Source organism: Azospirillum formosense (genome assembly GCF_040500525.1).
In the GTDB taxonomy this organism is placed as follows: Bacteria; Pseudomonadota; Alphaproteobacteria; order Azospirillales; family Azospirillaceae; genus Azospirillum; species Azospirillum formosense_A.
This window is the reverse complement of record NZ_CP159402.1, coordinates 2,113,068-2,135,052: the sequence shown is the minus strand read 5'-3', so window position 1 is coordinate 2,135,052 and position 21,985 is coordinate 2,113,068. Positions and strand designations below refer to the sequence as shown.

Annotated in this window: 21 protein-coding genes and 1 tRNA gene; 6 read left to right on the top strand and 16 right to left on the bottom strand. The window is 70.3% G+C overall.

Features of this window, described 5'->3' with window-relative positions:
• Positions 1 to 69 precede the first annotated feature (69 nt).
• Positions 70 to 348, bottom strand: coding sequence for a 50S ribosomal protein L27 (rpmA, locus tag ABVN73_RS10180; protein WP_174441246.1), 279 nt, complete (start codon positions 346 to 348; stop codon positions 70 to 72).
• A gap of 33 nt (positions 349 to 381) precedes the next feature.
• Complete coding sequence (gene rplU / locus ABVN73_RS10175; protein ID WP_014239459.1) at positions 382 to 699, bottom strand: 50S ribosomal protein L21; 318 nt, start codon at positions 697 to 699, stop codon at positions 382 to 384.
• Positions 700 to 908: 209 nt separating this feature from the next.
• On the opposite strand from rplU, the gene ABVN73_RS10170 reads away from it, so the two are divergent.
• Positions 909 to 998, top strand: a tRNA-Ser gene (locus ABVN73_RS10170).
• Between the two features lie 80 nt (positions 999 to 1,078).
• Here the strand turns inward: ABVN73_RS10170 and ABVN73_RS10165 are convergent.
• The 5 genes from ABVN73_RS10165 to ABVN73_RS10145 all read right to left on the bottom strand — a co-directional run bounded on the left by ABVN73_RS10165 (position 1,079) and on the right by ABVN73_RS10145 (position 4,695).
• Positions 1,079 to 1,921 carry an alpha/beta hydrolase gene (locus ABVN73_RS10165; RefSeq protein WP_353857887.1) on the bottom strand — a complete coding sequence of 281 codons (843 nt, stop codon included), beginning with the start codon at positions 1,919 to 1,921 and terminating at the stop codon, positions 1,079 to 1,081.
• Positions 1,911 to 2,612 (bottom strand): ABC transporter ATP-binding protein, encoded by a 702-nt coding sequence (locus ABVN73_RS10160; protein WP_353857886.1) that lies wholly within the window; start codon positions 2,610 to 2,612, stop codon positions 1,911 to 1,913. The genes ABVN73_RS10165 and ABVN73_RS10160 overlap by 11 nt, the downstream gene beginning before the upstream one ends.
• On the bottom strand, positions 2,612 to 3,385 hold the full coding sequence (locus tag ABVN73_RS10155; RefSeq protein WP_353857885.1) for an ABC transporter ATP-binding protein: 774 nt from the start codon (positions 3,383 to 3,385) through the stop codon (positions 2,612 to 2,614). Before ABVN73_RS10155 ends, ABVN73_RS10160 begins: the two co-directional genes overlap by 1 nt.
• Positions 3,382 to 4,401: a branched-chain amino acid ABC transporter permease gene (locus tag ABVN73_RS10150; protein ID WP_353857884.1), complete on the bottom strand. Its 1,020-nt coding sequence runs from the start codon at positions 4,399 to 4,401 to the stop codon at positions 3,382 to 3,384. Before ABVN73_RS10150 ends, ABVN73_RS10155 begins: the two co-directional genes overlap by 4 nt.
• Before the next feature lie 120 nt (positions 4,402 to 4,521).
• Entirely contained in the window at positions 4,522 to 4,695 is a 174-nt protein-coding gene (locus tag ABVN73_RS10145) for a hypothetical protein (RefSeq protein WP_353857883.1), read from the bottom strand.
• A gap of 343 nt (positions 4,696 to 5,038) precedes the next feature.
• On the opposite strand from ABVN73_RS10145, the gene queC reads away from it, so the two are divergent.
• Positions 5,039 to 5,734 (top strand): 7-cyano-7-deazaguanine synthase QueC, encoded by a 696-nt coding sequence (queC, locus tag ABVN73_RS10140; RefSeq protein WP_353857882.1) that lies wholly within the window; start codon positions 5,039 to 5,041, stop codon positions 5,732 to 5,734.
• Between the two features lie 24 nt (positions 5,735 to 5,758).
• Here queC and ABVN73_RS10135 read toward each other — a convergent pair whose 3' ends face one another.
• From ABVN73_RS10135 to ABVN73_RS10120, 4 genes are all read right to left on the bottom strand, one after another.
• Entirely contained in the window at positions 5,759 to 6,673 is a 915-nt protein-coding gene (locus ABVN73_RS10135; protein WP_109072288.1) for a branched-chain amino acid ABC transporter permease, read from the bottom strand.
• A gap of 22 nt (positions 6,674 to 6,695) precedes the next feature.
• Complete coding sequence (locus tag ABVN73_RS10130; RefSeq protein WP_353857881.1) at positions 6,696 to 7,862, bottom strand: ABC transporter substrate-binding protein; 1,167 nt, start codon at positions 7,860 to 7,862, stop codon at positions 6,696 to 6,698.
• A gap of 50 nt (positions 7,863 to 7,912) precedes the next feature.
• A complete protein-coding gene (locus tag ABVN73_RS10125) occupies positions 7,913 to 8,563 on the bottom strand; it encodes a hypothetical protein (RefSeq protein WP_353857880.1) in 651 nt (216 codons plus the stop codon).
• 118 nt (positions 8,564 to 8,681) lie between these two features.
• Positions 8,682 to 10,691 carry a HAMP domain-containing methyl-accepting chemotaxis protein gene (locus ABVN73_RS10120; protein WP_353857879.1) on the bottom strand — a complete coding sequence of 670 codons (2,010 nt, stop codon included), beginning with the start codon at positions 10,689 to 10,691 and terminating at the stop codon, positions 8,682 to 8,684.
• A gap of 401 nt (positions 10,692 to 11,092) precedes the next feature.
• Here ABVN73_RS10120 and ABVN73_RS10115 point away from each other — a divergent pair, with 401 nt between their 5' ends.
• The 3 genes from ABVN73_RS10115 (at position 11,093) to ABVN73_RS10105 (ending at position 15,301) form a co-directional block, all read left to right on the top strand.
• On the top strand, positions 11,093 to 12,232 hold the full coding sequence (locus tag ABVN73_RS10115; RefSeq protein WP_353857878.1) for a glycosyltransferase family 2 protein: 1,140 nt from the start codon (positions 11,093 to 11,095) through the stop codon (positions 12,230 to 12,232).
• Positions 12,229 to 13,920, top strand: coding sequence for a glycosyltransferase family 39 protein (locus ABVN73_RS10110; RefSeq protein ID WP_353857877.1), 1,692 nt, complete (start codon positions 12,229 to 12,231; stop codon positions 13,918 to 13,920). The genes ABVN73_RS10115 and ABVN73_RS10110 overlap by 4 nt, the downstream gene beginning before the upstream one ends.
• A gap of 226 nt (positions 13,921 to 14,146) precedes the next feature.
• Complete coding sequence (locus ABVN73_RS10105) at positions 14,147 to 15,301, top strand: serine hydrolase (protein ID WP_353857876.1); 1,155 nt, start codon at positions 14,147 to 14,149, stop codon at positions 15,299 to 15,301.
• A 27-nt stretch (positions 15,302 to 15,328) separates the two neighbouring features.
• Here ABVN73_RS10105 and ABVN73_RS10100 read toward each other — a convergent pair whose 3' ends face one another.
• The 3 genes from ABVN73_RS10100 to ABVN73_RS10090 all read right to left on the bottom strand — a co-directional run bounded on the left by ABVN73_RS10100 (position 15,329) and on the right by ABVN73_RS10090 (position 18,580).
• Positions 15,329 to 15,763 carry a nuclear transport factor 2 family protein gene (locus ABVN73_RS10100; RefSeq protein WP_353857875.1) on the bottom strand — a complete coding sequence of 145 codons (435 nt, stop codon included), beginning with the start codon at positions 15,761 to 15,763 and terminating at the stop codon, positions 15,329 to 15,331.
• Positions 15,764 to 15,897: 134 nt separating this feature from the next.
• On the bottom strand, positions 15,898 to 16,869 hold the full coding sequence (locus tag ABVN73_RS10095; RefSeq protein WP_353857874.1) for a hypothetical protein: 972 nt from the start codon (positions 16,867 to 16,869) through the stop codon (positions 15,898 to 15,900).
• Between the two features lie 142 nt (positions 16,870 to 17,011).
• Positions 17,012 to 18,580 (bottom strand): FAD-dependent oxidoreductase, encoded by a 1,569-nt coding sequence (locus ABVN73_RS10090; RefSeq protein WP_353857873.1) that lies wholly within the window; start codon positions 18,578 to 18,580, stop codon positions 17,012 to 17,014.
• 146 nt (positions 18,581 to 18,726) lie between these two features.
• Between ABVN73_RS10090 and ABVN73_RS10085 the strand changes: the two genes are divergently transcribed.
• Positions 18,727 to 20,391 (top strand): NAD+ synthase, encoded by a 1,665-nt coding sequence (locus tag ABVN73_RS10085; RefSeq protein WP_353857872.1) that lies wholly within the window; start codon positions 18,727 to 18,729, stop codon positions 20,389 to 20,391.
• Positions 20,392 to 20,404: 13 nt separating this feature from the next.
• Here ABVN73_RS10085 and ABVN73_RS10080 read toward each other — a convergent pair whose 3' ends face one another.
• The gene (locus tag ABVN73_RS10080) at positions 20,405 to 21,229 is read right to left on the bottom strand and encodes an ABC transporter permease (RefSeq protein ID WP_353857871.1); all 825 of its coding nucleotides are present in this window, start codon (positions 21,227 to 21,229) and stop codon (positions 20,405 to 20,407) included.
• Positions 21,226 to 21,966, bottom strand: a complete 741-nt coding sequence (locus ABVN73_RS10075; RefSeq protein ID WP_353857870.1) for an ABC transporter ATP-binding protein — start codon at positions 21,964 to 21,966, stop codon at positions 21,226 to 21,228. Before ABVN73_RS10075 ends, ABVN73_RS10080 begins: the two co-directional genes overlap by 4 nt.
• Between the last annotated feature and the right edge of the window lie 19 nt (positions 21,967 to 21,985).

Here is a 21,985-nt window from a genome sequence, read left to right as displayed (position 1 = left end):
CAAAAGAAAATCGGGGGCCGGTTGCCCGAACCCCCGATCATCCCAACACACCGTACGGGCCGGACGAGATTACTCGGCCGCGACCGCCGGGACCTCGACCGCCTCGATGGCGACGTAGGTGCGCCCCTGGGCGCTGTGCTTGAAGGCCACCACGCCGTCCATCTTGGCGAACAGGGTGTGGTCCTTGCCGATGCCGACGTTCTCACCGGGGTGGAACTTCGTGCCGCGCTGGCGGACGATGATGTTGCCGGCGACGACGTTCTCGCCACCGAAACGCTTCACGCCGAGGCGGCGGCCAGCGGAGTCGCGACCGTTGCGCGAGGAGCCGCCTGCTTTTTTATGGGCCATGGGGAGTTACTCCTGTGACTGGTCGGCGGCCGTTCAGGCGGCGCCGTTGATCCCGGTGATGCGCAGGACGGTCAGGTCCTGGCGGTGGCCGTTCTTACGGCGGTAGTTCTGGCGGCGCTTCTTCTTGAAGACGATGATCTTCGGACCGCGATCCTGGGCGACGATCTCGGCGGTCACAGCAGCGCCGGCAACCGTCGGGGTGCCAAGGGTGGTGCTGCCGCCGTCGCTGACCATCAGCACGTCGTTGAGCGTGATGGAAGCGCCGGCCTCGGCCTCGAGCTTCTCAACGCGGATCACGTCGCCATTGGCGACCTTGTACTGCTTGCCGCCGGTGCGGATCACTGCAAACATCGTCGTCACTGCCTATCTCAAAACAAACGGAAGGGCCGCTCGCCCACCGTTTGAGGTGCAAGCCCGTTCGTGAGAGCGGGGATTTAACCGATGGGCCACCGGGAGTCAACAGGCATGGTGGCATTTTCCCGTTCATTTTCTTGCAAACAAGGGCTTGCATCCCCCCAGGCTTTTGGGTAGGTTCCGCGCCACCCCGGAAACGGGGCAGCGGATGGGTGGCAGAGCGGTTGAATGCACCGCACTCGAAATGCGGCATACCCGCAAGGGTATCGGGAGTTCGAATCTCCCCCCATCCGCCACTCTCATTCGAGCGAACGCTCAAACGAAAAAAGCCTTCCCGACCGGGAAGGCTTTTTTCGTTTCCGGCCCTGGGCGTCCCTCAGCCCTCCTTGAGCATCGCCAGCGCCGCGTCGAACAGCGCGCTGCCTGGCTGGGCGAAGCGGTCGACCACGCTGAAATGGTCGGCGCCCGGCTCCACGATCTCCCGCACCGCGTTGCCCTGCGCCGCCCAAGCCAGGGCGTAGTCGGCCTGCTGGCGGTGCATCGCGTCGGTCTCAAGGCCGCCCAGCGCCGGCATCAGCAGCGGGGCGGGGGCGGGAACGGCATGGATCGGGCTCAGCCGCCGCGCCGAGTCGGGATCGAGCCGCAGCTGCTCGTTCACCTCGAAGCCGAGCATCGGCTCCAGGTCGTAGAGGCCGCTGATCGGGATGCCGCCGGCCACGCGGTGGCGATTCTCCGAGACCAGCTTGGCCGTCAGATGGCCGCCCGCCGAATGGCCGGACACCACCACCCGGCTCGGATCGCCGCCGAAGCCGGCCGCGTTGGCGAACACCCAGTCCAGCCCGGCCTGGGCGTGGCCGCACAGCTCGTCCATCGTCACGTCCGGGCACAGGCCGTAGCCGAGCAGGACGACCGCCACCCCGCGCTCCACGTAGGGGGCGGCGATGAAGGAATGCAGGTCCTTCGACAGGGCCCGCCAGTAGCCGCCGTGGATGAAGACCAGCACCGGCGCGCCCTGTCCGGCGGGGAAGACGTCGGCGCGCTGGCGCGGGTGCGGGCCGGTGGGAATGTCATAGCGCCCGCCGAGCCGGGCGCGCGCCGCCTCGCTCTCCGCCTGCCAGCGGGCGAAATAGGCTGGGTGTTCCGGCACCAGCTTGCGGAAATTGTACTGGCGGTCGATCTCGGCGGCGGTCATGCCGGAATACAGGGGTTCAGACGCCAAGATAGCGCTCCTTCAACGTGGGATCGGCGAGCAGGGCGGCGGAGCTGCCGGACCAGACCAGCCGCCCCTTCTCGATGACGTGATGGCGGTCGGCCAGGGCGGCGAGGGCGTGGACGTTCTTGTCCACCACCAGGATCGCCTGCCCCTCGTCCTTCAGGCGGGCGAGGCAGTGCCAGATCTCCTGGCGGACCAGCGGGGCCAGCCCCTCCGTCGCCTCGTCGAGGATCAGCAGCTTGGGGTTGGTCATCAGGGCGCGCCCGACGGCGAGCATCTGCTGCTCCCCGCCCGACAGATTGCGGGCGAGGTTGCCGGCGCGCTCGGCCAGCCGGGGGAACAGGGCGTGGACCCGCTGCACCGTCCAGGGATCGCGCCGCGCGAAGCGGTTGGCGGCGGTGGCGATCAGGTTCTCGCGCACGGTCAGGGTGGGGAAGACCTGCCGCCCCTCCGGCACCAGGGCGATTCCGGCCCGCGCAATGCGGTGCGGCGGGCGCCCGGCGATCCCCTCCCCCTCGAACGTGATCGAGCCGCCGGTCGGCGCCACGAGGCCCATGATGGCCTTGATGGTCGTGGTCTTGCCCATGCCGTTGCGGCCCATCAGGGTCACCGCCTCGCCGGCGTCGACGGACAGCTCCATGCCGAACAGCGCCTGGCTGGAGCCGTAGGCGGCGGTCAGGTTGGCGACGCGCAGCATCAGGCGACCTCCAGCTCGTCACCGAGATAGGCCTCGCGCACCGCCGGGTCGTTGCGGATCTCGGCCGGGGTGCCGCTGGCGAGGTCCTTGCCGCGCACCAGAACGGTGATGCGGTCGGCCAGCGCGAAGACGGCGTCCATGTCGTGCTCCACCAGCAGGATCGTCACGCCGCCCTTCAGCTCCTGCAGCAGCTCGACCATGCGGGCGGAGTCCTCCGGCCCCATGCCGGCCATCGGCTCGTCGAGCAGAAGCAGCCGCGGTCCGGTCGCCAGGGCCATCGCCAGTTCGAGCTGCCGCTTCTCGCCGTGGGCCAGCGCGTCGGCGCGGGTGTCGGCCCGCGCGCCCAGCCCGACCCGCTCCAGCACCGCGCGGGCAGGGTCGGTCAGCCGGCGGTCGCGCCCGGCGTCGCGCCAGAAGCGGAAGCTGTGCCCGGCGTGGGCCTGCACCGCCAGCGCCACGTTGTCGAGCGCGGTGAAGCTGGGGAAGATCGAGGTGATCTGGAAGCTGCGCGCCAGCCCACGCCGGGCCCGCTTGTGCACGGGCAGACGGGTGACGTCGCGCCCGTCGAACCGGATGGTCCCGGAATTGGGGGTCAGCTCCCCCGACAGCTGGCCGATCAGGGTGGTCTTGCCGGCCCCGTTCGGGCCGATCAGGGCGTGCAACTCCCCCTCCGCGACGGACAGCGAGAGGCCGTCGGTGGCGGCCAGCCCGCCGAAGCGCTTGACCAGCGAGTCGGTGCTCAGCAGAGGGGGGCTCAGCAGGGGGGCGCTCACGGGCGCCTCCCCGCGACGACGCCCCACAATCCTTTGCGGGCATACAGCACCAGAAGGATCAGCACCGGCCCCAGCACGATCTTCCAATGCTCGCCCAGCCCGGCGTGGGCAAGGTCCATCAGCTCCGGCACGAACTCCTCCAGCAGCAGGAGGGCGGCGGCGCCCAGCACCGGGCCGATCAGCGTGCCGATGCCGCCCAGCACGACCATCACGATCAGGTCGCCGGAGCGGCTCCAATGCAGGTACTGCGGTCCGACGAACATGGTGGCGTTGGCGAGCAGCGCCCCGGCCAGCCCGGCCAGCGCCCCGGCGATGACGAAGGCGGCGAGCTTGTAGCGGGTGACCGGGTAGCCGAGGGCGGCCATCCGCCGCTCGTTGTCCTTGGCGCCGCGGATCACCCGCCCGAAGCGGGAATTGACCAGCCGCCAGCCCAGCGCCAGCGCCGCCACCAGCAACCCCAGCACCACGTAATAGAAGGTGGTGTGGTCGGCGATGTTCAGCGGGCCGGGCAGGGTGGAGCGGCTCCACAGCGCGATTCCGTCGTCCCCGCCATAGGCCTTCAGCCCGGTCATCAGGTAGAACAGCATCTGGGCGAAGGCCAGCGTGATCATGATGAAGGGCACGCCGGTGGTGCGCAGCGAAATGGCCCCCACCGGCAGCGCCGCCAGCGCCCCGGCCAGCATGGCCAGCGGCCAGACGATCAGCCCGTTCACCGTGCCGGGAAAACCGAACAGCGTCGATCCGTCCGACTGGTGGGCGAACAGGATGCCGACGACGTAGCCGCCGATTCCGACGAAGGCGGCATGGCCGAAGCTGACCATCCCGCCGAAGCCGAGGATCAGGTCCAGGCTGACCGCCGCCAGGGCGAAGACCAGGATGCGCGTCGCCAGCCGCACGTAGAAGGGTTCCCCCATCCAGTCGGCGACGGTGGGCAGGGCCAGGGCCACGGCCAGCAGGATCAGCAGGGCGATGCGGGGGCGGGTGAGCAGGGCGGTTCGGGGCGCGGTCGGGGGCATGGAGGGCCGGAAAAGAGGGGCGGTCAACCAATCGGCAGGCCAATCGGTAGGCCCGTCTTTTCGCATAGATGGGCGGCCTTGAACACAAAAGGTCGCGCCGGCCCGCTCATGTCTGCCGGGTCACCCCCAGGGCGTGTCGTGGTGGCGCCGCCGCGACCGCTGGAGGAGCTGGCGTTCGGTGCAGCGCTTCATGTGCTCCGGCACCTCTGGGTCCTCGTCGACGAAGGGACTGCTCAGATAGGCGGCGCCTGCGGCCTCTGACGCTTCCAGCTCCAGTCGTGCAGGGGTGACCATGGCCAAGCCTCGCTTTTTGGTTGTGGGGGAGCGCGAGCCCAACGGCAGGGCAGCCGCCTGGACCGGATGTGGACCTCACTGGATCGTCTTCGAGTTCCGCGATTCGCGCCGTGCCTTTCCTCCGGCTCTCCTGAGCGTCCGCCGCCCGGTGCAGGACCGCATGTGTCTGGGAGGGGCGGAGTCCTCGCCGGCCTCGGCCCGCGAGGAGGGACCCCGCGAGGAGGGACAAGGAGCGCTTCAATCCGGTCACGGGAAGTCGTCCACCATCCGTCGTCGGCGTTGACCCAGGGCCAAGGACGGGATTATGCCGGGCCGGCCTGTGGCGATGGGAAAAGGCGGTGACATGAACGCGAAGAATGCGGTGGTGCTGGTCAGCGGCGGGCTGGACTCCACGACGGTGCTGGCGATCGCCAGGGAGCAGGGGTACCGGCTGAACGCGCTCAGCTTCCGCTACGGGCAGCGCCACGCGGTGGAGCTGGAGGCGGCCAGGCGCGTCGCCGCGGCCATGGCGGTGGACCGCCACGTCATCGCCGACATCGACCTGCGGGCCTTCGGCGGCTCGGCCCTGACCGACGCCATCGACGTGCCCAAGCACGCCAGCGCGGCGGAGCTGGGGACGGGCATCCCGGTAACCTACGTCCCGGCGCGCAACACGGTGTTCCTGTCCTTCGCGCTGGCCTGGGCGGAGACGCTGGAGGCGTCGGACATCTTCATCGGCGTGAACGCGCTGGATTATTCCGGCTACCCGGACTGCCGGCCCGAATACATCGCCGCCTTCGAGACCATGGCGAACCTCGCCACCAAGGCGGGGGTGGAGGGCACCAGCCGGTTCAGGATCCACGCCCCGCTGATGGCCCTCGACAAGGCGGGCATCATCCGCCGCGGGATGGCGCTGGGGGTGGATTACGGCCTGACCCACTCCTGCTACGACCCGGCGCCGGACGGCACCGCCTGCGGCTCCTGCGACAGTTGCCTGCTGCGGCTGAAGGGATTCTCGGAGGCCGGACTGGCCGACCCTGTGGCTTATGGCGGGGCATGACGCACGCCGTCGGCGGGCGGGCCGTCAGTGGGCGGGGAACAGCCCCTTGGGCTTGATCGCCAGCACCACCGCCATCAGCACATAGATCGCCATGGAGGCGAGCGCCGCCCCGGCGGCGCTGGCGTTGGCGGCGTCCATCACCAGCCGGAAGGCGGCGGGCAGCAGGGCGCGGCCCAGCGTGTCCACCATGCCGACCAGAAGGGCGCCGGCCAGCGCCCCGCGGATCGAGCCGATGCCGCCGATCACGATGACCACGAAGGTCAGGATCAGGATCTGCTCGCCCATGCCGACCTGCACGGCCAGCACCGGCCCGGCCATGGCGCCGGCCAGCCCGGCCAGCCCGCAGCCCAGCGCGAAGACCAGACCGAACAGCAGCCGGACATCCACCCCCAGCGCCATCACCATCTCGCGGTTGGTGGCGCCGGCGCGGATCAGCATGCCGACCCGCGTGCGGGCGATCAGCAGCCACAGGAACACCGCCACGGCGATGCCCACGGCCAGGATGGCCAGCCGGAAGGCCGGGTATTTCAGCCCGAACAGGTCCACCGTCCCGGCCAGCGCCGCCGGCGGGTTGAGGAAGATGGGGACCGGGCCGAAGATGATCTTCACCAGCTCGTTGAAGAACAGGATCAGCCCGAAGGTCGCCAGCACCTGATCCAGGTGGTCGCGGCGGTAGAGCGTGCGCAGCGCCACCGCCTCCACGACCAGCCCGAGCAGCGCCGTCAGCAGAACCGCCGCCGCCAGCGCCAGCGGGAAGCTGTCCAGCACCGGCACCAGCGCCGCCGTCAGGTAGGCGCCGACCATGTAGAAGGTGCCGTGGGCGAGGTTGATGAGATCCATGATGCCGAAGACGAGCGTCAGCCCGGCGGCCATCAGGAACAGCATCACGCCGAGCTGAAGCCCGTTCAGCCCCTGTTCGACGAGGAGGAGCGCGTCCATTCTCCGGCGTCCTGGCTCGGCCTCACTTCATCGGGCAGTCTTTGACGTAGGCGTCGGCGTGGTTGGTGAAGACGGTGGCGACGGTCTTGTTGGTCACCGCACCGTCCGCGCCCTTCACCACCTCGCGCAGGTAGATGTTGTGGATCGGGTAGTGGTTGGTGTTGAAGGCCACCGCGCCGCGCAGGCTGTCCATCTTCGCCGAGGCCAGCGCGGCGCGCAGCTTGTCCTTGTCCTTCAGGTTGCCGCCGACCGCCTTCACCGCCGTGTCGATCAGCAGCGCCGTGTCGTAGCCCTGGGCGGCGTACATGGACGGGATGCGCCCGTACTTGGCCTTGAAGTCGACGACGAACGTCTTGTTGGCGGCGTTGTCGAGATCGGGGCTCCACTGCGCCGAGTTCTTGACGCCGAGGGCCGATTCGCCGACCGCCGCCAGGATGTCCTGGTCGAAGGAGAAGCCGGGGCCGAACAGCGGCACGGCACCCTTCAGCCCGGCCTGCTCATACTGCTTGATGAAGTTGATGCCCATGCCGCCGGGGTAGAAGACGTAGACGGCGTCCGGCGCCGCGGCCTTGAGCTGCGCCAGCTCCGCCGCGTAGTCGAGCTGCCCGACCTGGGTGTAGACCTCGCCGGCGACCTCGCCCTTGTAGTAGCGCTTGAAGCCGGCCAGGCCGTCCTTGCCCGCCGGGTAGTTGGGGGCCATCAGGTAGACCTTCTTGAAGCCCTCGTCCTGGACATGCTTGCCCACGGCCTCGTGGATCTGGTCGTTCTGGTAGGCGGCGTTGAAGAAGTACGGGTTGCACTGCGCGCCCGCCAGCTGCGACGGGCCGGCGTTGGGGCTGATGAAGAAGGTCTGCCCGCCGGCCAGAGTCGGCAGCATCGCCAGGGCGAGGTTCGACCAGACCACGCCGGTCACCATCTGCACGCGGTCGCGCTCGACCATGCGGTTGGCGAGTCCGACGGCGACGTCCGGCTTCTGCTGGTCGTCCGCCTCGATGACCTGGGTGTCCTGGCCGCCCAGCTTGCCGCCCGCATGCTCCACCGCCAGCGCGAAGCCGTCGCGGATGTCGATGCCCAAGCCCGCGCCGGGGCCGGACAGGGTGGTGATCATGCCGATCTTCAGCGTGTCCGCCGCCGCCGGGGTGGCGAGCAGGGCCAGCGCGGAGGTCAGCGTAAGCAGGTTGCGGGTCATGACGGTCCAGCCTCCAGGGGATTATGATTGATTTATGGGCAGCGCAAAGATCAGGCGGCCCGCATCCGTTCGTCCGCCCGCTTGTCCGCCCAGGCGCGCGCCGTGGACGGGCGGCCCTCGGCGTCGATCAGGCCGCGGGTGAAGAGTTCCTCGACATGGCGGATGAAGAAGGCGGCGGTGCTTTCCCGCTCCCAGCGTTCCATCCAGTTCTGCTCCAGGAAGGCGAGGATCGCCGGCTGGCCCAACTCGGCCTCCCACAGCACGCCGAGCAGGGAGGTCTGCTGCTCCTCGTGCATGCATTCCTCGAAGGTCAGCTTCTGCTGGCTGCGCGCCTCCTTGCGCAGCGTCGTTTCCGGACCCGGCCCCAGGCCGAAGTCGTAGAGCGCGCGGCGCTCGGGCGCGGCGACCAGCCAGTGGGCGACCTCATGCACGATGACCGTCGATTCCACGTCGGTGCGGATGACGTCGCCATCCCACATGAAGGAGGCGTTCGGCGGCTCGTCCAGCGTGCCGATGCCGTGGGCGTGGGCCAGCCGCACCGCCTCGGCGCGCTGCTCCGGCGTGTCGACGCCGCCGGGCACCGGCCAAGTCGCGGCGATGCGCCGGAAGGCGGCGAGCGGCAGGGGCTTGCCGGCCAGCAGGCGCTCGAAGGTCGCCAGGGCCTCCGGCATCGTCTCGGCCGGGATCGGGGTCAGGATCATGATGGGAAAAGCAGTCCGGGGTGCGCAATGACCCCTATTTGCCCAACAGGGCCGGGGCGGCGCAAGAAAAACCCCTCCTCCACCGCAATCGGATGGAGGAGGGGCGAAGACGAAACCGTCAGGCGGCCCGCATGTCGGTCAGGAAGCGCGAGACGAAGCCGCGCAGCCCCTCCGCCTCGCCGCTCAGCCCGTCGGCGGCGTCGAGCACCTGGCGAGAGGCGTCGCCGGTGGCTTCCGCCGCCTGGGTCACCCCGGCGATGTTGCCCGACACCTGCTGCGTGCCGCGGGCGGCCTGCTGGACGTTGCGGCTGATCTCCTGGGTGGCCGCTCCCTGCTCCTCGACCGCGGCGGCGATGGTGGTGGAGATGTGGCTGATCTCGCCGATCACGCGGCCGATCTCGGCGATGGCCCCGGCGGCCTCGCGGCTGACCTGCTGGATGCCGGCGATCTGGCCCGCGATGTCCTCGGTCGCCTTGGCGGTCTGGTTGGCGAGGTTCTTCACCTCGCTCGCCACCACGGCGAAGCCCTTTCCGGCCTCGCCGGCGCGGGCGGCCTCGATGGTGGCGTTCAGCGCCAGCAGGTTGGTCTGGCTGGCGATGTCGTTGATGAGCTGCACCACCTCGCCGATGCGCTGGGCGGCGTCGACCAGCCCGCGCACGGTGGCGTCGGTCCGCTCGGCGGTGCTGACCGCCTGACCGGCGATGCTGTTGCTCTGGGCGACCTGCCGGCTGATCTCCTGGATCGAGCTGGACAGCTCCTCGGCGGCGGCGGCGACGGTCTCCACGTTGGCGGTGGCCTGGGTGGAGGCGGCGGCGACGGCGCTGGCCTGGCGGGTGGTCTGCTCGGCGGTGGCCGACATCCCCTGGGCCGTGCTGTTGAGCTGCGTGGCGGCGGAGGAGACGCGGGACAGCACCTCCATCACCATGCGGTCGAACTCGCGGGTCAGGGCGTCGATGCGCTCCGACCGCTCGCGGCGGGTCTCATGCTCGGCGGCCTGCTCGGCGGCCATGCGGTCGGCCTCGATCAGGCTGTGCTTGAAGACCTCCACGGCCTTGGCCATGCCACCGATCTCGTCGCCGCGGTCCAGGCCGGGCACGTCCACCCGGCGGTCGCCGCCGGCCAGCCGGGTCATGGTGTCGGTCATCGAGACGATGGGCCGCGACAGGCCGCGCCCGATCAGCAGGGCGGAGATCAGGCCGAGCAGGACGGCGACCGCGGCGGCGGCGGTGGTCATCGTCCGGGCGCGGTCGATGTTCTCCGTGGCGGTGGTGCCGAGCGCCGCCTGCTGGCGGGCGCTGGCGTCGCGCAGCTGCTCGACCCGCGCGTTGACGGTCGGGCCGAGCGTCTCCAGCACCTGCGAGACCAGCTCGTCCCGCTTGGTGGTGGCGACGACCGCCTTCTCGAACTGGGTGGCGAAGACGCGCTGGTAGGCCAGGAAGGACGAGGCGCCGCGGCGGCGCTCCAGCTCGGTCAGCTTGGCGAGCATCGCGTTGCCGCGCTCGCGGGCGCTCTGCAGATCCTTGCGGAAGCTGTCGGCGCTCTCCGGCGAGCCGTCGGTCAGGAAGCGGTTGACGGCGTTGCGGGCGGCCAGGAAGTGCCGCGCCGCCATGCCCGCCTGATAGGCGGCCTCGGTGTCGCCGTCGGCGTAGGCGCTGTCCATGACGCCGCTCAGCGCCTTCTCCATCTTGGCCCCGAGGTCCACAAGCTCCGCCGCCGCCTCGTTGCGGGTCGCCTGGAACTCCATGATCCGGGTGAAGGCCTCGCGGTACTGGTCCAGCTCGTTGGCCATCTGGGTCACCGTGCGGTTCAGCGCCGGCTCGGTGAAGAGTGACTTGGCCTCGTCGATCCGCCCGTCGAGGTCGGCGGCCAGCGAGTCCACCGTGTGGGCGGCCTCCTCGCTGCCGGTCAGCAGGAAGGTCTTGGCCTGAAGCTGGACCTCCAGCATCGTCGCCTGGATGCGCCCGACCTCGGTGGTCTGGCGGGCCAGGGTCTGATAGGTCGCGAAGCCGTGCTTGGCGTCCATCAGGGCATAGACCCCGATGCCCCCGATGGCGACCAGGAAGAGGAGGGCTCCGGCGTTCGCCGTGGTGATCTTTGTGCCGACCCGAAGATGGTTGAACAGGCTCATGATCGGGAAAACTCCGGATGAGGCTGATGGTTTAGGTACAAAACATGGCAGCCTCCGCTTACCAATTCATTAAGTGTGCCAACTGGTTTCCGGTCCCCGAAAACGGGCATGGCCCCCCTCCGCGCACGCTTGGGGATGTCCTTATCCTTCCGGGTTCTGGCGGTTTCGCGGGGCCTTGGAATATTTGTCGGGACCGTGGCGTTAGCCCACCAGCGACGGACCGTTCCGGCGCCGGTTCCAGCGGTGTGCTGGTCACGGCTTAGGCCGTGGATGGTCACAATAGAGGCGTTTTGCTCATCCACATGTATCGTGCTATATGCCAAAGGGCGAAGCGCCCCGCCGGGGACGCCTGCCTGGACCCCTCCGACCCGGCTCGTGATCATCTGACCCAACGGCCGGCCATGTCCCTGACCGACGCGCCCACTCTGGCGGCTTCCGCCATCCCCGCAGCCAAACCCGCTCCCACCCCCGGCGATGCCGCTTCCGTCCCGAAGCCGTCGCGCTCCGCCCGCACGAAGCGGGGGCGCCTGTCGGTGGTGATCCCCTTCTACAACGAAGGCCCCAACATCGCGGCGCTGTTCGAGCGGCTGGTGCCCGTTCTCGACCGGCTCGACGCCGATTGGGAGGTGGTCTGCGTCAACGACGGCAGCCGCGACGACACGCTCGACCGTCTGCTGGACGTCCATGACGCCGATCCGCGCGTCAAGGTGGTCGACCTGTCGCGCAACTTCGGCAAGGAACTGGCCCTGTCGGCCGGGCTGCGCCACACCACCGGCGACGCCGTGGTGCCGATGGACGCCGACCTGCAGCACCCGCCGGAGCTGCTGCCCCAGTTCCTCGCCAAATGGCGCGAGGGCTACGACGTGGTCGTCGCCGTGCGCCACGCGCGGGTTGGGCAGAGCCTGAAGCACCGGGCGTTCGCCCGCGCCTTCTACTGGATCTTCGACAACCTGTCGGAGGTCAAGCTGCCGCGCGAGGTCGGCGACTTCCGGCTGATGGACCGGCGGGTGGTCGACGTCATCAACCGCATGCCGGAACGCACGCGCTTCATGAAGGGCATCTTCGCCTGGGTCGGCTTCCGTCAGGCCAGCATCCCCTACCAGCAGGGGGAGCGCGCCGGCGGCGACACCAAATGGGGATTCCTGAAGCTGCTCAGCCTGTCCTTCGACGGGCTGACCGCCTTCTCCACCTTCCCGCTGCGGGTGTGGAGCCTGGTGGGCATGGCGATCTCCGGCTTCGCCTTCGTCTACATCCTGATGCGCCTGCTGCGCACCCTGATCTACGGCATCGACGTGCCCGGCTATGAATCGCTGCTGGCCGCGGTGCTGTTCATGGGCGGCATCCAGCTCGTCACGCTGGGCGTCATCGGCGATTATCTCGGCCGCGTGTTCAACGAGGTGAAGGGGCGCCCCCTCTACATCGTCCGCTCCGCGCATGGCTTCGAGGACGAGGCTGCGGCTCCCGCACCCAATCAAGCGGTCAATCCGGGGGCCAATGCGGGCGCTTGGCGCCGGCCCGGAAGCGAGGACCGCCCTTCATGAGTCTGATGCCGCCGATCGGCCTGAAATCCCTCGGGGCGACGCCCCCGGCGGGCGCCCTGTCGCAGCGCCGCGCCGGCGCCCTGTGGGACGACATGGCGCGCGCGCTTCTGCTGTGCCTGATCATCCTCGCCGCGCTGACCTTCCGGAACTACGGGATCAGCACCGACGAGGAGGTGCAGCACATCTACGGCAAGAAGCTGCTGTCCTTCTACCTGTCCGGCTTCACCGACCGGTCGGCCTTCCATTTCAAGGACCTGTACCTGTATGGCGGGCTGTTCGACTTGGTGACCGCCCTGCTGGTCCCGATCTCGCCTTTCGAGGAGTACGAGACGCGCCACCTGCTCTGCGCGCTGGTCGGGGTGCTGGGCATCGCCGGCTGCTGGCGCTACGCCCGGCTCCTCGCCGGGCCGCGGGCGGGCTTCCTGGCGGCGGCGCTGCTGGCGCTGTCGGGCGTCTATTACGGCGCCATGTTCAACAACACCAAGGACGTGCCCTTCGCCGCGGGCATGGTGTGGACGCTCTATTTCGCCACCCGGATCATCGGCCAGATGCCGGCCCCGCGCCGCAGCGCCGTGCTGAAGTTCGGGCTGGCGCTGGGCCTGACCCTGTCGATCCGGGTGGGCGGGGTGCTGGCCGGTTTCTACCTCGCCGTGGCGCTGGCGCTCTATGTGGTGCTGGTGGCGTGGCAGGGCGGGCTGCGGCCGGCGTTCGGCGTCGTCCGGCGCTCCGTGCCGCCGCTGCTGCCGGCGATTCCGCTGGCCTACGCGGTGATGGCGCTGTTCTGGCCCTGGGCGGTGCAGAAGCCGCTGAACCCGCTGGAGGCGCTGCGCGTCGTCTCGCACTTCCCCATCGACATCCAGACGCTGTTCATGGGGCAGATGGTCAGCTCCGCCGCCCCGCCGGCGCTCTACCTGCCGGTCTATCTGGGGGTGAAGCTGCCGGAGGCGGTGCTGCTGGGCACCCTGGCCGCGGTGGCGCTGGCCGCCCTGTGGGTGGTGCGCGGCGGCTGGCGGAGCGTGGACGGCGCCTTCGGCGCGGTGCGCTGGGTGCCGCTGGCGCTGGCGGCCTTCCTGCCGGTGATCCTGTTCATGCTGATGCGCCCGTCCGTTTACAACGGCATCCGCCATTTTCTGTTCGTGGCGCCGCCGATGGCGGTGCTGGCCGGCATCGCCTTCGACCGGCTGTGGAGCGGGGCCGAGGCGCTGGGCCGGCGTACGGGGCAGGCGTACGGGGCGGCGGCCATCGCGGTGGCCGTGCTGTACGCGTGGCAGCTCGGCGCCATGCACCCGAACCAGTACGTCTACTACAACCAGTTCACCGGTGGGCTGAAGGGCGCCGAGGGCCGGTTCGAGCTGGATTACTGGGGCAATTCCCAGCACGAGGCGCTGGCCGAGCTGGTCGCCCTGGTGGAGCGTGAGAACGGCGGCAAGGCGCCGCCGCGCCAGTACACCCTGTCGGTCTGCGGCAACACGCTGGCCGTGCGCTTCGAGTTGCCGCCCTGGCTGAAGCTGGTCAACGGCACCGGGATGGACTGGCGCAAGGCCGACTTCTTCATGGCCTTCACCCAGGTCAAGCAGTGCCCCAGCCTGCTGGGCGGCCAGCCGATCATCGAGATCGCCGCCGACGACGTGCCGCTGACCATCGTCAAGGACCGCCGCCCGCCGCTGGCGGAAATTCCGACCGAGTAAAAATTGGCCGAGCAGAAATTGGCCGAGCAGAAATTGGCCGGGTAGATTTCGGCCGGGTGGGCGGGGCCTCACCGGTCTAACCCGCCCGGCGCGGCCTGCTCCGTTGGCGTGATGTCCGTCCGCGGGCGTACCCGCGGGCGGGACGGCTTCCCACTCTTCCCTCAAGCGCGCCCATTCCGCGCGCCGATGACGGAGGGTGGGGATGCGGGGGCCGGTGCTCGGTGTCGTGTCGTTTCTTGCGCTCACCGTCTGGGCGACGGCCCCGGCCCCGGCGGACGCGGTGCCTCCGGACCGTCTTCGGGAGGCGGTGACGGCGTTGGCCGACCGCCGTCTTGAGGAGGCGGGGGCGGGCAGCATCGTCGTCGGGGTGATCCACGACGGGCGCAGCCTCGTCGTCGGGCGCGGCGACAGCGGGCGGCCCGATGGCGGCCCGCCGGACGGGCGCACGTTGTTCCAGATCGCCTCGCTGACCAAACCCTTCACCGGCACCATCCTGGCGGAGCTGATCCGCGCCGGGCGCGTCGCCCCGACCGATCCGCTGGCCCGCCACCTGCCCAAGCCGGTCCACGCCCCGGACTTCGACGGCACGCCGATCCGCCTGCTCGACCTCGCCACCCACACGGCGGGGCTGCCCAACGTGCCGGAGACTCCGCGCTTCTCCTGGAGCCGGCTGGAGGACCCGCGCAACCCCTACAAGCCGCTGACGCGGGAGGAGGTGGGGGCGTGGCTGTCCGGCTTCAGCCTGACGGTGCCGCCGGGCACGCGCTTCCGCTACTCCAACGTCGGCATGGCGGTGCTGGGGGAGGCGCTGTCCACCGCGTCGGGCATTCCCTACGAGACGCTGCTGAAACGGGTGGTCACCGACCGCTTCGGAATGACCGACACCACCCTGGCGCCCACGGCCGGGCAGCGCGCCCGCAAGGCGGTGGGCCACGCCCGCGGGCAGGTGGTGCCGGACTGGGAGGCGCCGGCCATGCAGCCCTCCTTCGGCCTTTACTCCACCGCCGACGACCTGCTGCGCTGGCTGCGCGCCAACATGGGCGATTGCGCCGGCCTGGGAAAGACCGCTTGCGACGGCGACACCGCCGCGACGCTGGCGCTCGCCCAGTCGGTGCAGGTGGACGGGCGGGCGCTGCGCGATCCGGGGGCGCTGGGGCAGGGGGCGATGGCGCTGGGCTGGTTCGTCGCCTGGGCGGCGGACGGAACGCCGATCCTCTGGCATTCCGGTTCCACCGGCGGCTTCAACGCCTACATCGCCTTCTCACGCGCCCACCGCTGGGCCGCGGTGGCCCTGACCAACAGCGATCCGGAGCGAGTCGCCGCCGACCGGGTGGTGGGCGACCTGATCTGGCAGCTGGAGAGGGCGGCGGAGCGCCGCTGAAGGCGCGAGGGGAAGGAGGAGCCGCGGTCAGTGCAGCAGGCCGCCGGGCGGCGGGCGGTCGGGAGGCGTCAGGATCTGCGAGGCCGGCTCGGCGACCGGTCCGGCCTGGTGGTGGGCCAGCCGCCATTCGCCGTCCTCGCGCGCGAACAGGTTGGTCGCGGCCAGAACGGCGTCTCCCACGATCTCCTCGCACAGCACGACCGCAGTGTCGCCGTACAGGCTGACGCGTTCGTTGCGCGCCTGCACCGCCGGGCCGCGGGGGGAGCGCAGCACGTCCTGCCAGCTCGACACCACCGCCTCCCGGCCGAACAGGATGGTCCAGCCGGGATGGATGCAGGACACGGGCAGGCGGGAGGCCCACAGCCGGTCCATGGCGGGAAAGTCACGCCCGGTGAAGGCCTGGTAGAAAGCCCGGTTCGCGGCCAGGACGGCGTCGCGGTCGGTCGTGGGGCGGTCGGTCATGGGGAAGCGGATCTCCGAAACAGCGAAAGCCGCTTCTATACAGGGAGCCGGCTCGACGGCAAGCGCCGGCCCCCGTTATCACAGATCGCACCCCTTTTGCGGGCGCCCTTTCCGGGAGAAGAGCCCGCGACCCGTCACGCCGTGATGTCGACCTTCTGGAGGGCGTCCGCCGCGGCGGCGCCCTTGGCGGCGCTGCTGCCGTCGGTCAGCCCGGCGATGGGCTGCGACAGGTCGAGGTTCAGGTGCATCACGCCGTCGGCGCTCTTGGTCGGAGTCAGGGCGCCGAGGCCGCTCATTCCACCCTTCGCGGCCATGCCGTTCAGCTTTTCCAGGACGCCCTTGATCTCGTCGTCGCTGAAGCCGTTGGCGCGGACGATCATGCCGGTGGCCTTGCCGGACACCTTGGTGGTGGCGGCGGAGAACATGGCGCTGCCCGAACCGTCCGCGTTCAGCGTGGCCGACAGGCCGCGGTCCTCGCGGGTGAAGTCCAGGGTGGACTTGGCGAAGGAGATGCGGACCGACTTGTCGCCGTCCTGGATGGTCAGCTCCATGCCCCGGGACTCGATCGACCACTGGGACCGGGCTTCCTCCATGCTCATGCCCATCTGGCTGAAGTCCATGGACTTCAGCTTGTCCTTCATGGCGCTGCCGAAATCGCCGACGGCGCCCTTCACGTCGTCGTCCGACATGCCCAGCCCGCCGAGCAGGCTGCCGAGGTCGCCGGCCATGTTGTCGATGGCCTTCTCGAACAGGCCGGAGAGGCCCTTGGACTGCTCCAGCGCCTTCTGCATGATCTGCTCGGCCTGCTTGGCCCGGTCAGCCATCGCCTGCGCGCCCGTCTTGTTGCCGGTGGCCGCATCGCCCGCGGCACCGGCGTTGGCGCCGTCGCCGCCCGCCGCCGGCTTCTTGCCGGACAGGTTGTCGAGCAGGTTTTCCATCGACTGGCTGATCGTGTAGGCCGGGCTGGCGCTTTTCGCGGGAGTCGCGGCGTCGGTGGTGGTCGTGGCGGCGGCCTTGGCGCCGTCCGCGGCCTTGCTCTCGGTTGCCTTCTTGGCGTTGTTCGCCTGCTGCAGGACCGTGCTGGTCGTCCCTGTCGGTCCGGACATCTCCGAGTAATACATCGCCGCCTCCCGCGCGTGATCGTTTCGCCGTAAGGGTATGATCCTACCGGAGTCCTTTACCACAGGTTAATTCGTCGCAGGGCTCCTGCAACGCCCGGTCGAAACTCTTCGGTTTCGAAGGATTTTATCAGTTTTTGCTTGCGGAGTCCTCCACGGGCGCAAGGGGTTGGGTGGCCGGACCGTTCAGGACCGTCCCGTCCACCGCGAAGCGGGAGCCGTGGCAGGGGCAGTCCCAGCTCCGCTCGCCGGGATTCCAGCGCACCACGCATTTCAGGTGGGGGCAGATGGCCGAGCGGCGGTGCAGCGCCCCCGTCTCGTCGCGGAACACGGCGATGGGCCAGACGCCCGATTTCAGCACCGCCCCCTGGCCGGGTTGGATGCGGTCCTCCCCTTCCAGCTCCGGCCCCTGCACGTAGGGCAGGAAGTGGCGGGCCACGTCGAGGTTCTCCCGCAGATAGGTGCCGAGCTTGTTGGTCATCTTGCGGCCGGGATCGTACAGGGCGGCCCACGGGCTGCCGCTGCCGTGGATCAGCTCGCACAGGACCAGCCCGGCGATGGTGCCGTGGGTCATCCCCATGCCGCTGTCGCCGGTCGCGACGAACACCCGCCCGCCATAGGCCGGGTCGGGGCCGATGAAGGCCAGCCCGTCGAAGGGCTCCATCACCTGCCCGGACCAGCGGTGCTCGACCGCCCCGGCCTGGGGGAAATGCGCGCGCGTCCAGGCCTCCAGCGCGGCCCAGCGCTCCGCCATGTCGCGGGCCTCGCCGGTCTTGTGGTCCTCGCCGCCGACGATCAGCCGGTCGTGGTCGTCCTCCGGCTGGAGCCGCGCGTAATGATAGGTGTCGAGCGTGTCCCAATAGAGGGCGTCGGGCACGCTGCCCTTCGGCACCCGCAGCGAGATGGCGTAGGTGCGGTGGGGCGCCTGCTTGGAATGGATGGCGAAGCGGTCGCTGATCGGGGAGTTGGTGGCGACGACCACCGCGTCGGCCTCCACCAGCGCGTGATCCGGTCCGGCCTCGACGCGCACGCGCTCGCCGTCCTGCCGGACCGTGGAGACGTGCGCTCCGGTGGCCAGCGCGCCGCCGCGCGCCAGGAAGGCGCGGGTCAGCCCGGCCAGATAGTCCAGCGCGTGGACGCGCGCCTGCCGGGGGAAGCGCAGGCAGGGGCCGGGATGCCGGATGGGCGGGGCGTCCAACCGCTCCACATCGTCCAGCCCGGCGCGGCGGGCGGCGTCGCGCTCGCGGTCCAGCCCGGCGGGGTCCTGCCCCGGCGCCAGCATCAGATAACCGTCCAGCCGGGCGAAGCCGCAGTCGATGCCCTCCTCGCGGGCGATCCGCTCGATGGTGTCGATGGCGGCGCCGTGGCTTTCCGCCGCCATGCGGGCGCCGGACTCGCTGTGCAGCCGCTCCATCTCGGTAAAGCGGTCGTCGATGACGTCGGAGAGATGCGCCGTGGTGCGCCCGGTCTCGCCGCCGCCCGGCGGCCCGTCGTCCAGCAGCAGCACCGACTTGCCGGAGCGCTGCAGCAGATAGGCGGTGGTCACCCCGGCGATGCCCGCCCCGACGACGATCACGTCCGGCGTCAGGACGCCCAGCGCCGCGGCGGTGGGGGCGACCGTCCCCGCGGGCATCGCCGCCCCGCCGCGGTCCATCCAGACGGAGGTCGTGGCACCGGAACCCTGCCCGGACTGTTGCATGGCCGGTCATCCTTCTGTTGGCGTCCTGTCCTTGCGGCAACACAGCGTGCGGTGGCGCGGTTCCGCTGCGGCCGTGCGCCGCTTCCGCCCTCCGCCTCCGGCTGCTACGGTATCGCCGATCCGCCGCCTAACCGGACGACGCCGCCATGACCGACCGCCTTTCCATCGCGCTGGCCCAGATCAACCCGACCGTCGGCGCCATCACCGCCAACATCGAGCGCATCCGCACCGCGCGGGCGGAGGCCGCCGCGCGCGGTGCCGACCTGATGGTCTGCCCGGAGCTGGCGGTGACCGGCTGCCCGCCGGAGGATCTGGTGCTGAAGCCCTTCTTCCTGGACGTGGTGGAACAGGCGGTGCGTGACCTCGCCGCCGAGACGGCGGACGGCGGCCCGGCCTTGCTGGTCGGCGCGCCCTGGCGCGACGGCGGCAAGCGCCACAACGCCGCCCTGCTGCTCGACGGCGGGCGGATCGCGGCGACCCGCTTCAAGGTGGACCTGCCGAACTGCGGCGTCTTCGACGAGAAGCGCGTCTTCGTTCCCGGCCCGCTGCCCGGCCCGATCAACGTCCGGGGCGTGCGGCTGGGCGTTCCGATCGGCGAGGACATGTGGTCCGCCGACGTGATCGAGACGCTGGCGGAAAGCGGGGCGGAGATCCTGGTGGTTCCCAACGGCAGCCCGTTCGAGCTGGGCAACCACGACCAGCGCGTGCAGCTCGCCGTGCGGCGGGTCACCGAGTCCGGCCTGCCGCTGCTCTACGTCAATCAGGTGGGCGGGCAGGACGAGCTGGTCTTCGACGGCGCCAGCTTCGCGCTGGGCGCCGATTGCCGGCTGGTCGCGCAGGCCCCCGCCTTCGCCGAGCATCTGCTGGTCACCCGCTGGGAGCGTGGCGAGGACGATGTGTGGAGCTGCGCCGACACGGAGTGCGTCGCCCCGCCGGACGGGTTGGAATCGATCTACGCGGCGCTGGTGCTGGCCTTGCGCGATTATGTGGCCAAGAACCGCTTCCCCGGCGTCATCCTCGGCCTGTCGGGCGGCATCGACTCGGCGCTGGCGGCGGCCATCGCGGTGGACGCGCTGGGCGCCGAACGGGTGCACGGCGTGATGATGCCGTCGCCCCACACCGCGCCGGAGAGCCAGGAGGACGCCGTGGAGTCGGCGGAGCTGCTGGGTTGCCGACTCGACACCGTTTCCATCCTGCCGGCGATGGAGGCGTTCGAGCGGATGCTGCGGCCGGCCTTCGCGGGGCGCGACCCGGACGTGACCGAGGAGAACCTCCAGGCGCGGTCGCGCGGCGTGACGCTGATGGCGCTGTCCAACAGGTTCGGCCCCATGGTGCTGTCCACCGGCAACAAGTCGGAGATGTCGGTCGGCTACGCCACGCTCTACGGCGACCTGTGCGGCGGCTTCGCCGTTCTGAAGGACGTCTACAAGACGACGGTCTACGCGCTGGCGCGCTGGCGCAACGCGCACGTGCCGGAGGGCGCGCTCGGCCCGGCCGGCCGCGTCGTGCCGGAGCGGGTGCTGGTCAAGGCCCCGACGGCGGAGCTGAGCCCCGGCCAGACCGACCAGGACACGCTGCCACCCTACGAGGCGCTGGACGACATCCTGCGCTGCCTGATCGAGGAGGAGCTGGGCGTCGCGGAGATCGTCGCCCGCGGCCACGCGCCGGAGGTGGTGAACGCGGTCTGGGGCATGCTGCATCGGGCCGAATACAAGCGCCGCCAGGCGCCTCCCGGCCCGAAGATCACCCGGCGTCCGTTCGGCCGCGAGCGCCGCTACCCGATCACCAACGGGTTCGGCAGCCTCCTGTGAGGGTGGGGTCTTCCTACTCCCCGCCGGTCTTGCGCGCCAGGAAGCCCTGCGCCGGGTTGTAGCCGTAGATCGCGCCGCCGAGGAACAGCGCCAGCGCCAGCACCGTCCAGCCCAGCGCCGGCAGGTTCACGTCCAGATACAGCGCGAAGCGGATCAGCTCGACCGCTTGGCTGAAGGGGTTGACGGTGCACAGGAAGTAGAGAATCTCCCCGGCCTCCTGCATCTTCCACAGGGGATAGAGCGCGGTGGACAGGAAGAAGGTCGGGAAGATGACGAAGTTCATCACGCCGGCGAAATTCTCCAGTTGCCGGATGGCCGAGGACAGCAGCATCCCCAGCGCCCCCAGCATCAGCCCGCTGACCACCAGCGCCGGCAGCACCGTGAGATAGCCGAGCGGCGGCGCCTGCACCCCGTAGACCCAGGCGACGGCGAGGAAGGTGTAGACCTGGAGGATCGACACCGCCGTCCCGGCCAGCAGCTTCGCCGTCAGCAGGAACCAGCGGGGCAGGGGGCTGACCAGCAGCATCCGCATGCTGCCCATCTCGCGGTCGTAGACCATCGACAGCGAGCTTTGCATCCCGTTGAACAGCTGCACCATCCCGGCAAGGCCGGGGACGATGTAGACCTCGTAGGGGATGTAGGTCTCGTAGGGCGGGGTGATGGCGATACCCAGCGCCGCGCGGAAGCCCGCCGCGAAGACGAACAGCCAGAGCAGCGGGCGGACCAGCGCCGACAGGAAGCGCTCCCGCTGGTGGACGAAGCGCAGCACCTCACGCCCGACGATCCCGCCGAGGGCGCGGGCATAATGGGCGGGGGAATTGTGGGCGAAGGCCGTCACGCCGCCTCCTTCGCGGTCAGCCGGGTGAAGCTCTCGGTCAGCGTGTCCGCCCCGGTCGCGCGGTTCACCTCCGTCACCGGCCCGGCGGCGCGGACCCGGCCGCGGTGGATCACCACCACGCGGTCGCCCTCGCCGATCTCGTCGATCAGGTGGGTGGCCCAGAGCACGGCGATGCCGCGTTCCCGGCACAGCGCGTGGACATGCTCGACGATGGCGCGGCGCGCCGGGACGTCCAGCCCGACGGTCGGCTCGTCCAGCACCAGCAGGGCCGGCTCGTGCAGCAGCGCGCGGGCCAGCTCCACCCGGCGGCGGTGCCCGCCGTTCAGCGCCCGCACCGTCTCGCCGACGCGCTCTGCCATGCCCAGCCGCTCCAGCGACTCCCGCGCCCGCGCCTCGGCGGTGCGGCGGGGGATGCCGTGCAGGGCGGCGAAATAGAGCAGGTTCTGCCGCACCGTCAGGTCGAGGTCGAGCGTCGGCTGCTGGAACACCACCCCCATGCGGGCCAGCGCCCGGGCCGGCTCCCGCCGCAGATCAACGCCGCCGATGCGGATGGTGCCGCCCGGCGATTCGAACAGGCGGGTGATCAGCGCGAACAGCGTCGTCTTGCCCGCCCCGTTGGGGCCGAGCAGGGCGGTGAAGGACCCCGCCCCGACCGCCAGCGATACGTCCTTCAGCGCGAAGGCTCCGCGCCCGTAGGCGTAGCTCAACCCTTCGACCGACAGCGCCGGTTCGGCCATGCCTTTATCCTTTCAACGG

Excerpts from the sequence above, each read along its gene's own strand:
- rpmA (WP_174441246.1), bottom strand. The coding sequence starts at position 348 with ATGGCCCATAAAAAAGCAGGCGGCTCCTCGCGCAACGGTCGCGACTCC.
- rplU (WP_014239459.1), bottom strand. The coding sequence starts at position 699 with ATGTTTGCAGTGATCCGCACCGGCGGCAAGCAGTACAAGGTCGCCAAT.
- ABVN73_RS10160 (WP_353857886.1), bottom strand. The coding sequence starts at position 2,612 with ATGCTGCGCGTCGCCAACCTGACCGCCGCCTACGGCTCCAGCCAGGCG.
- ABVN73_RS10150 (WP_353857884.1), bottom strand. The coding sequence starts at position 4,401 with ATGCCCCCGACCGCGCCCCGAACCGCCCTGCTCACCCGCCCCCGCATC.
- ABVN73_RS10145 (WP_353857883.1), bottom strand. The coding sequence starts at position 4,695 with ATGGTCACCCCTGCACGACTGGAGCTGGAAGCGTCAGAGGCCGCAGGC.
- queC (WP_353857882.1), top strand. The coding sequence starts at position 5,039 with ATGAACGCGAAGAATGCGGTGGTGCTGGTCAGCGGCGGGCTGGACTCC.
- ABVN73_RS10135 (WP_109072288.1), bottom strand. The coding sequence starts at position 6,673 with ATGGACGCGCTCCTCCTCGTCGAACAGGGGCTGAACGGGCTTCAGCTC.
- ABVN73_RS10130 (WP_353857881.1), bottom strand. The coding sequence starts at position 7,862 with ATGACCCGCAACCTGCTTACGCTGACCTCCGCGCTGGCCCTGCTCGCC.
- ABVN73_RS10125 (WP_353857880.1), bottom strand. The coding sequence starts at position 8,563 with ATGATCCTGACCCCGATCCCGGCCGAGACGATGCCGGAGGCCCTGGCG.
- ABVN73_RS10120 (WP_353857879.1), bottom strand. The coding sequence starts at position 10,691 with ATGAGCCTGTTCAACCATCTTCGGGTCGGCACAAAGATCACCACGGCG.
- ABVN73_RS10115 (WP_353857878.1), top strand. The coding sequence starts at position 11,093 with ATGTCCCTGACCGACGCGCCCACTCTGGCGGCTTCCGCCATCCCCGCA.
- ABVN73_RS10110 (WP_353857877.1), top strand. The coding sequence starts at position 12,229 with ATGAGTCTGATGCCGCCGATCGGCCTGAAATCCCTCGGGGCGACGCCC.
- ABVN73_RS10100 (WP_353857875.1), bottom strand. The coding sequence starts at position 15,763 with ATGACCGACCGCCCCACGACCGACCGCGACGCCGTCCTGGCCGCGAAC.
- ABVN73_RS10095 (WP_353857874.1), bottom strand. The coding sequence starts at position 16,869 with ATGTCCGGACCGACAGGGACGACCAGCACGGTCCTGCAGCAGGCGAAC.
- ABVN73_RS10090 (WP_353857873.1), bottom strand. The coding sequence starts at position 18,580 with ATGCAACAGTCCGGGCAGGGTTCCGGTGCCACGACCTCCGTCTGGATG.
- ABVN73_RS10085 (WP_353857872.1), top strand. The coding sequence starts at position 18,727 with ATGACCGACCGCCTTTCCATCGCGCTGGCCCAGATCAACCCGACCGTC.
- ABVN73_RS10075 (WP_353857870.1), bottom strand. The coding sequence starts at position 21,966 with ATGGCCGAACCGGCGCTGTCGGTCGAAGGGTTGAGCTACGCCTACGGG.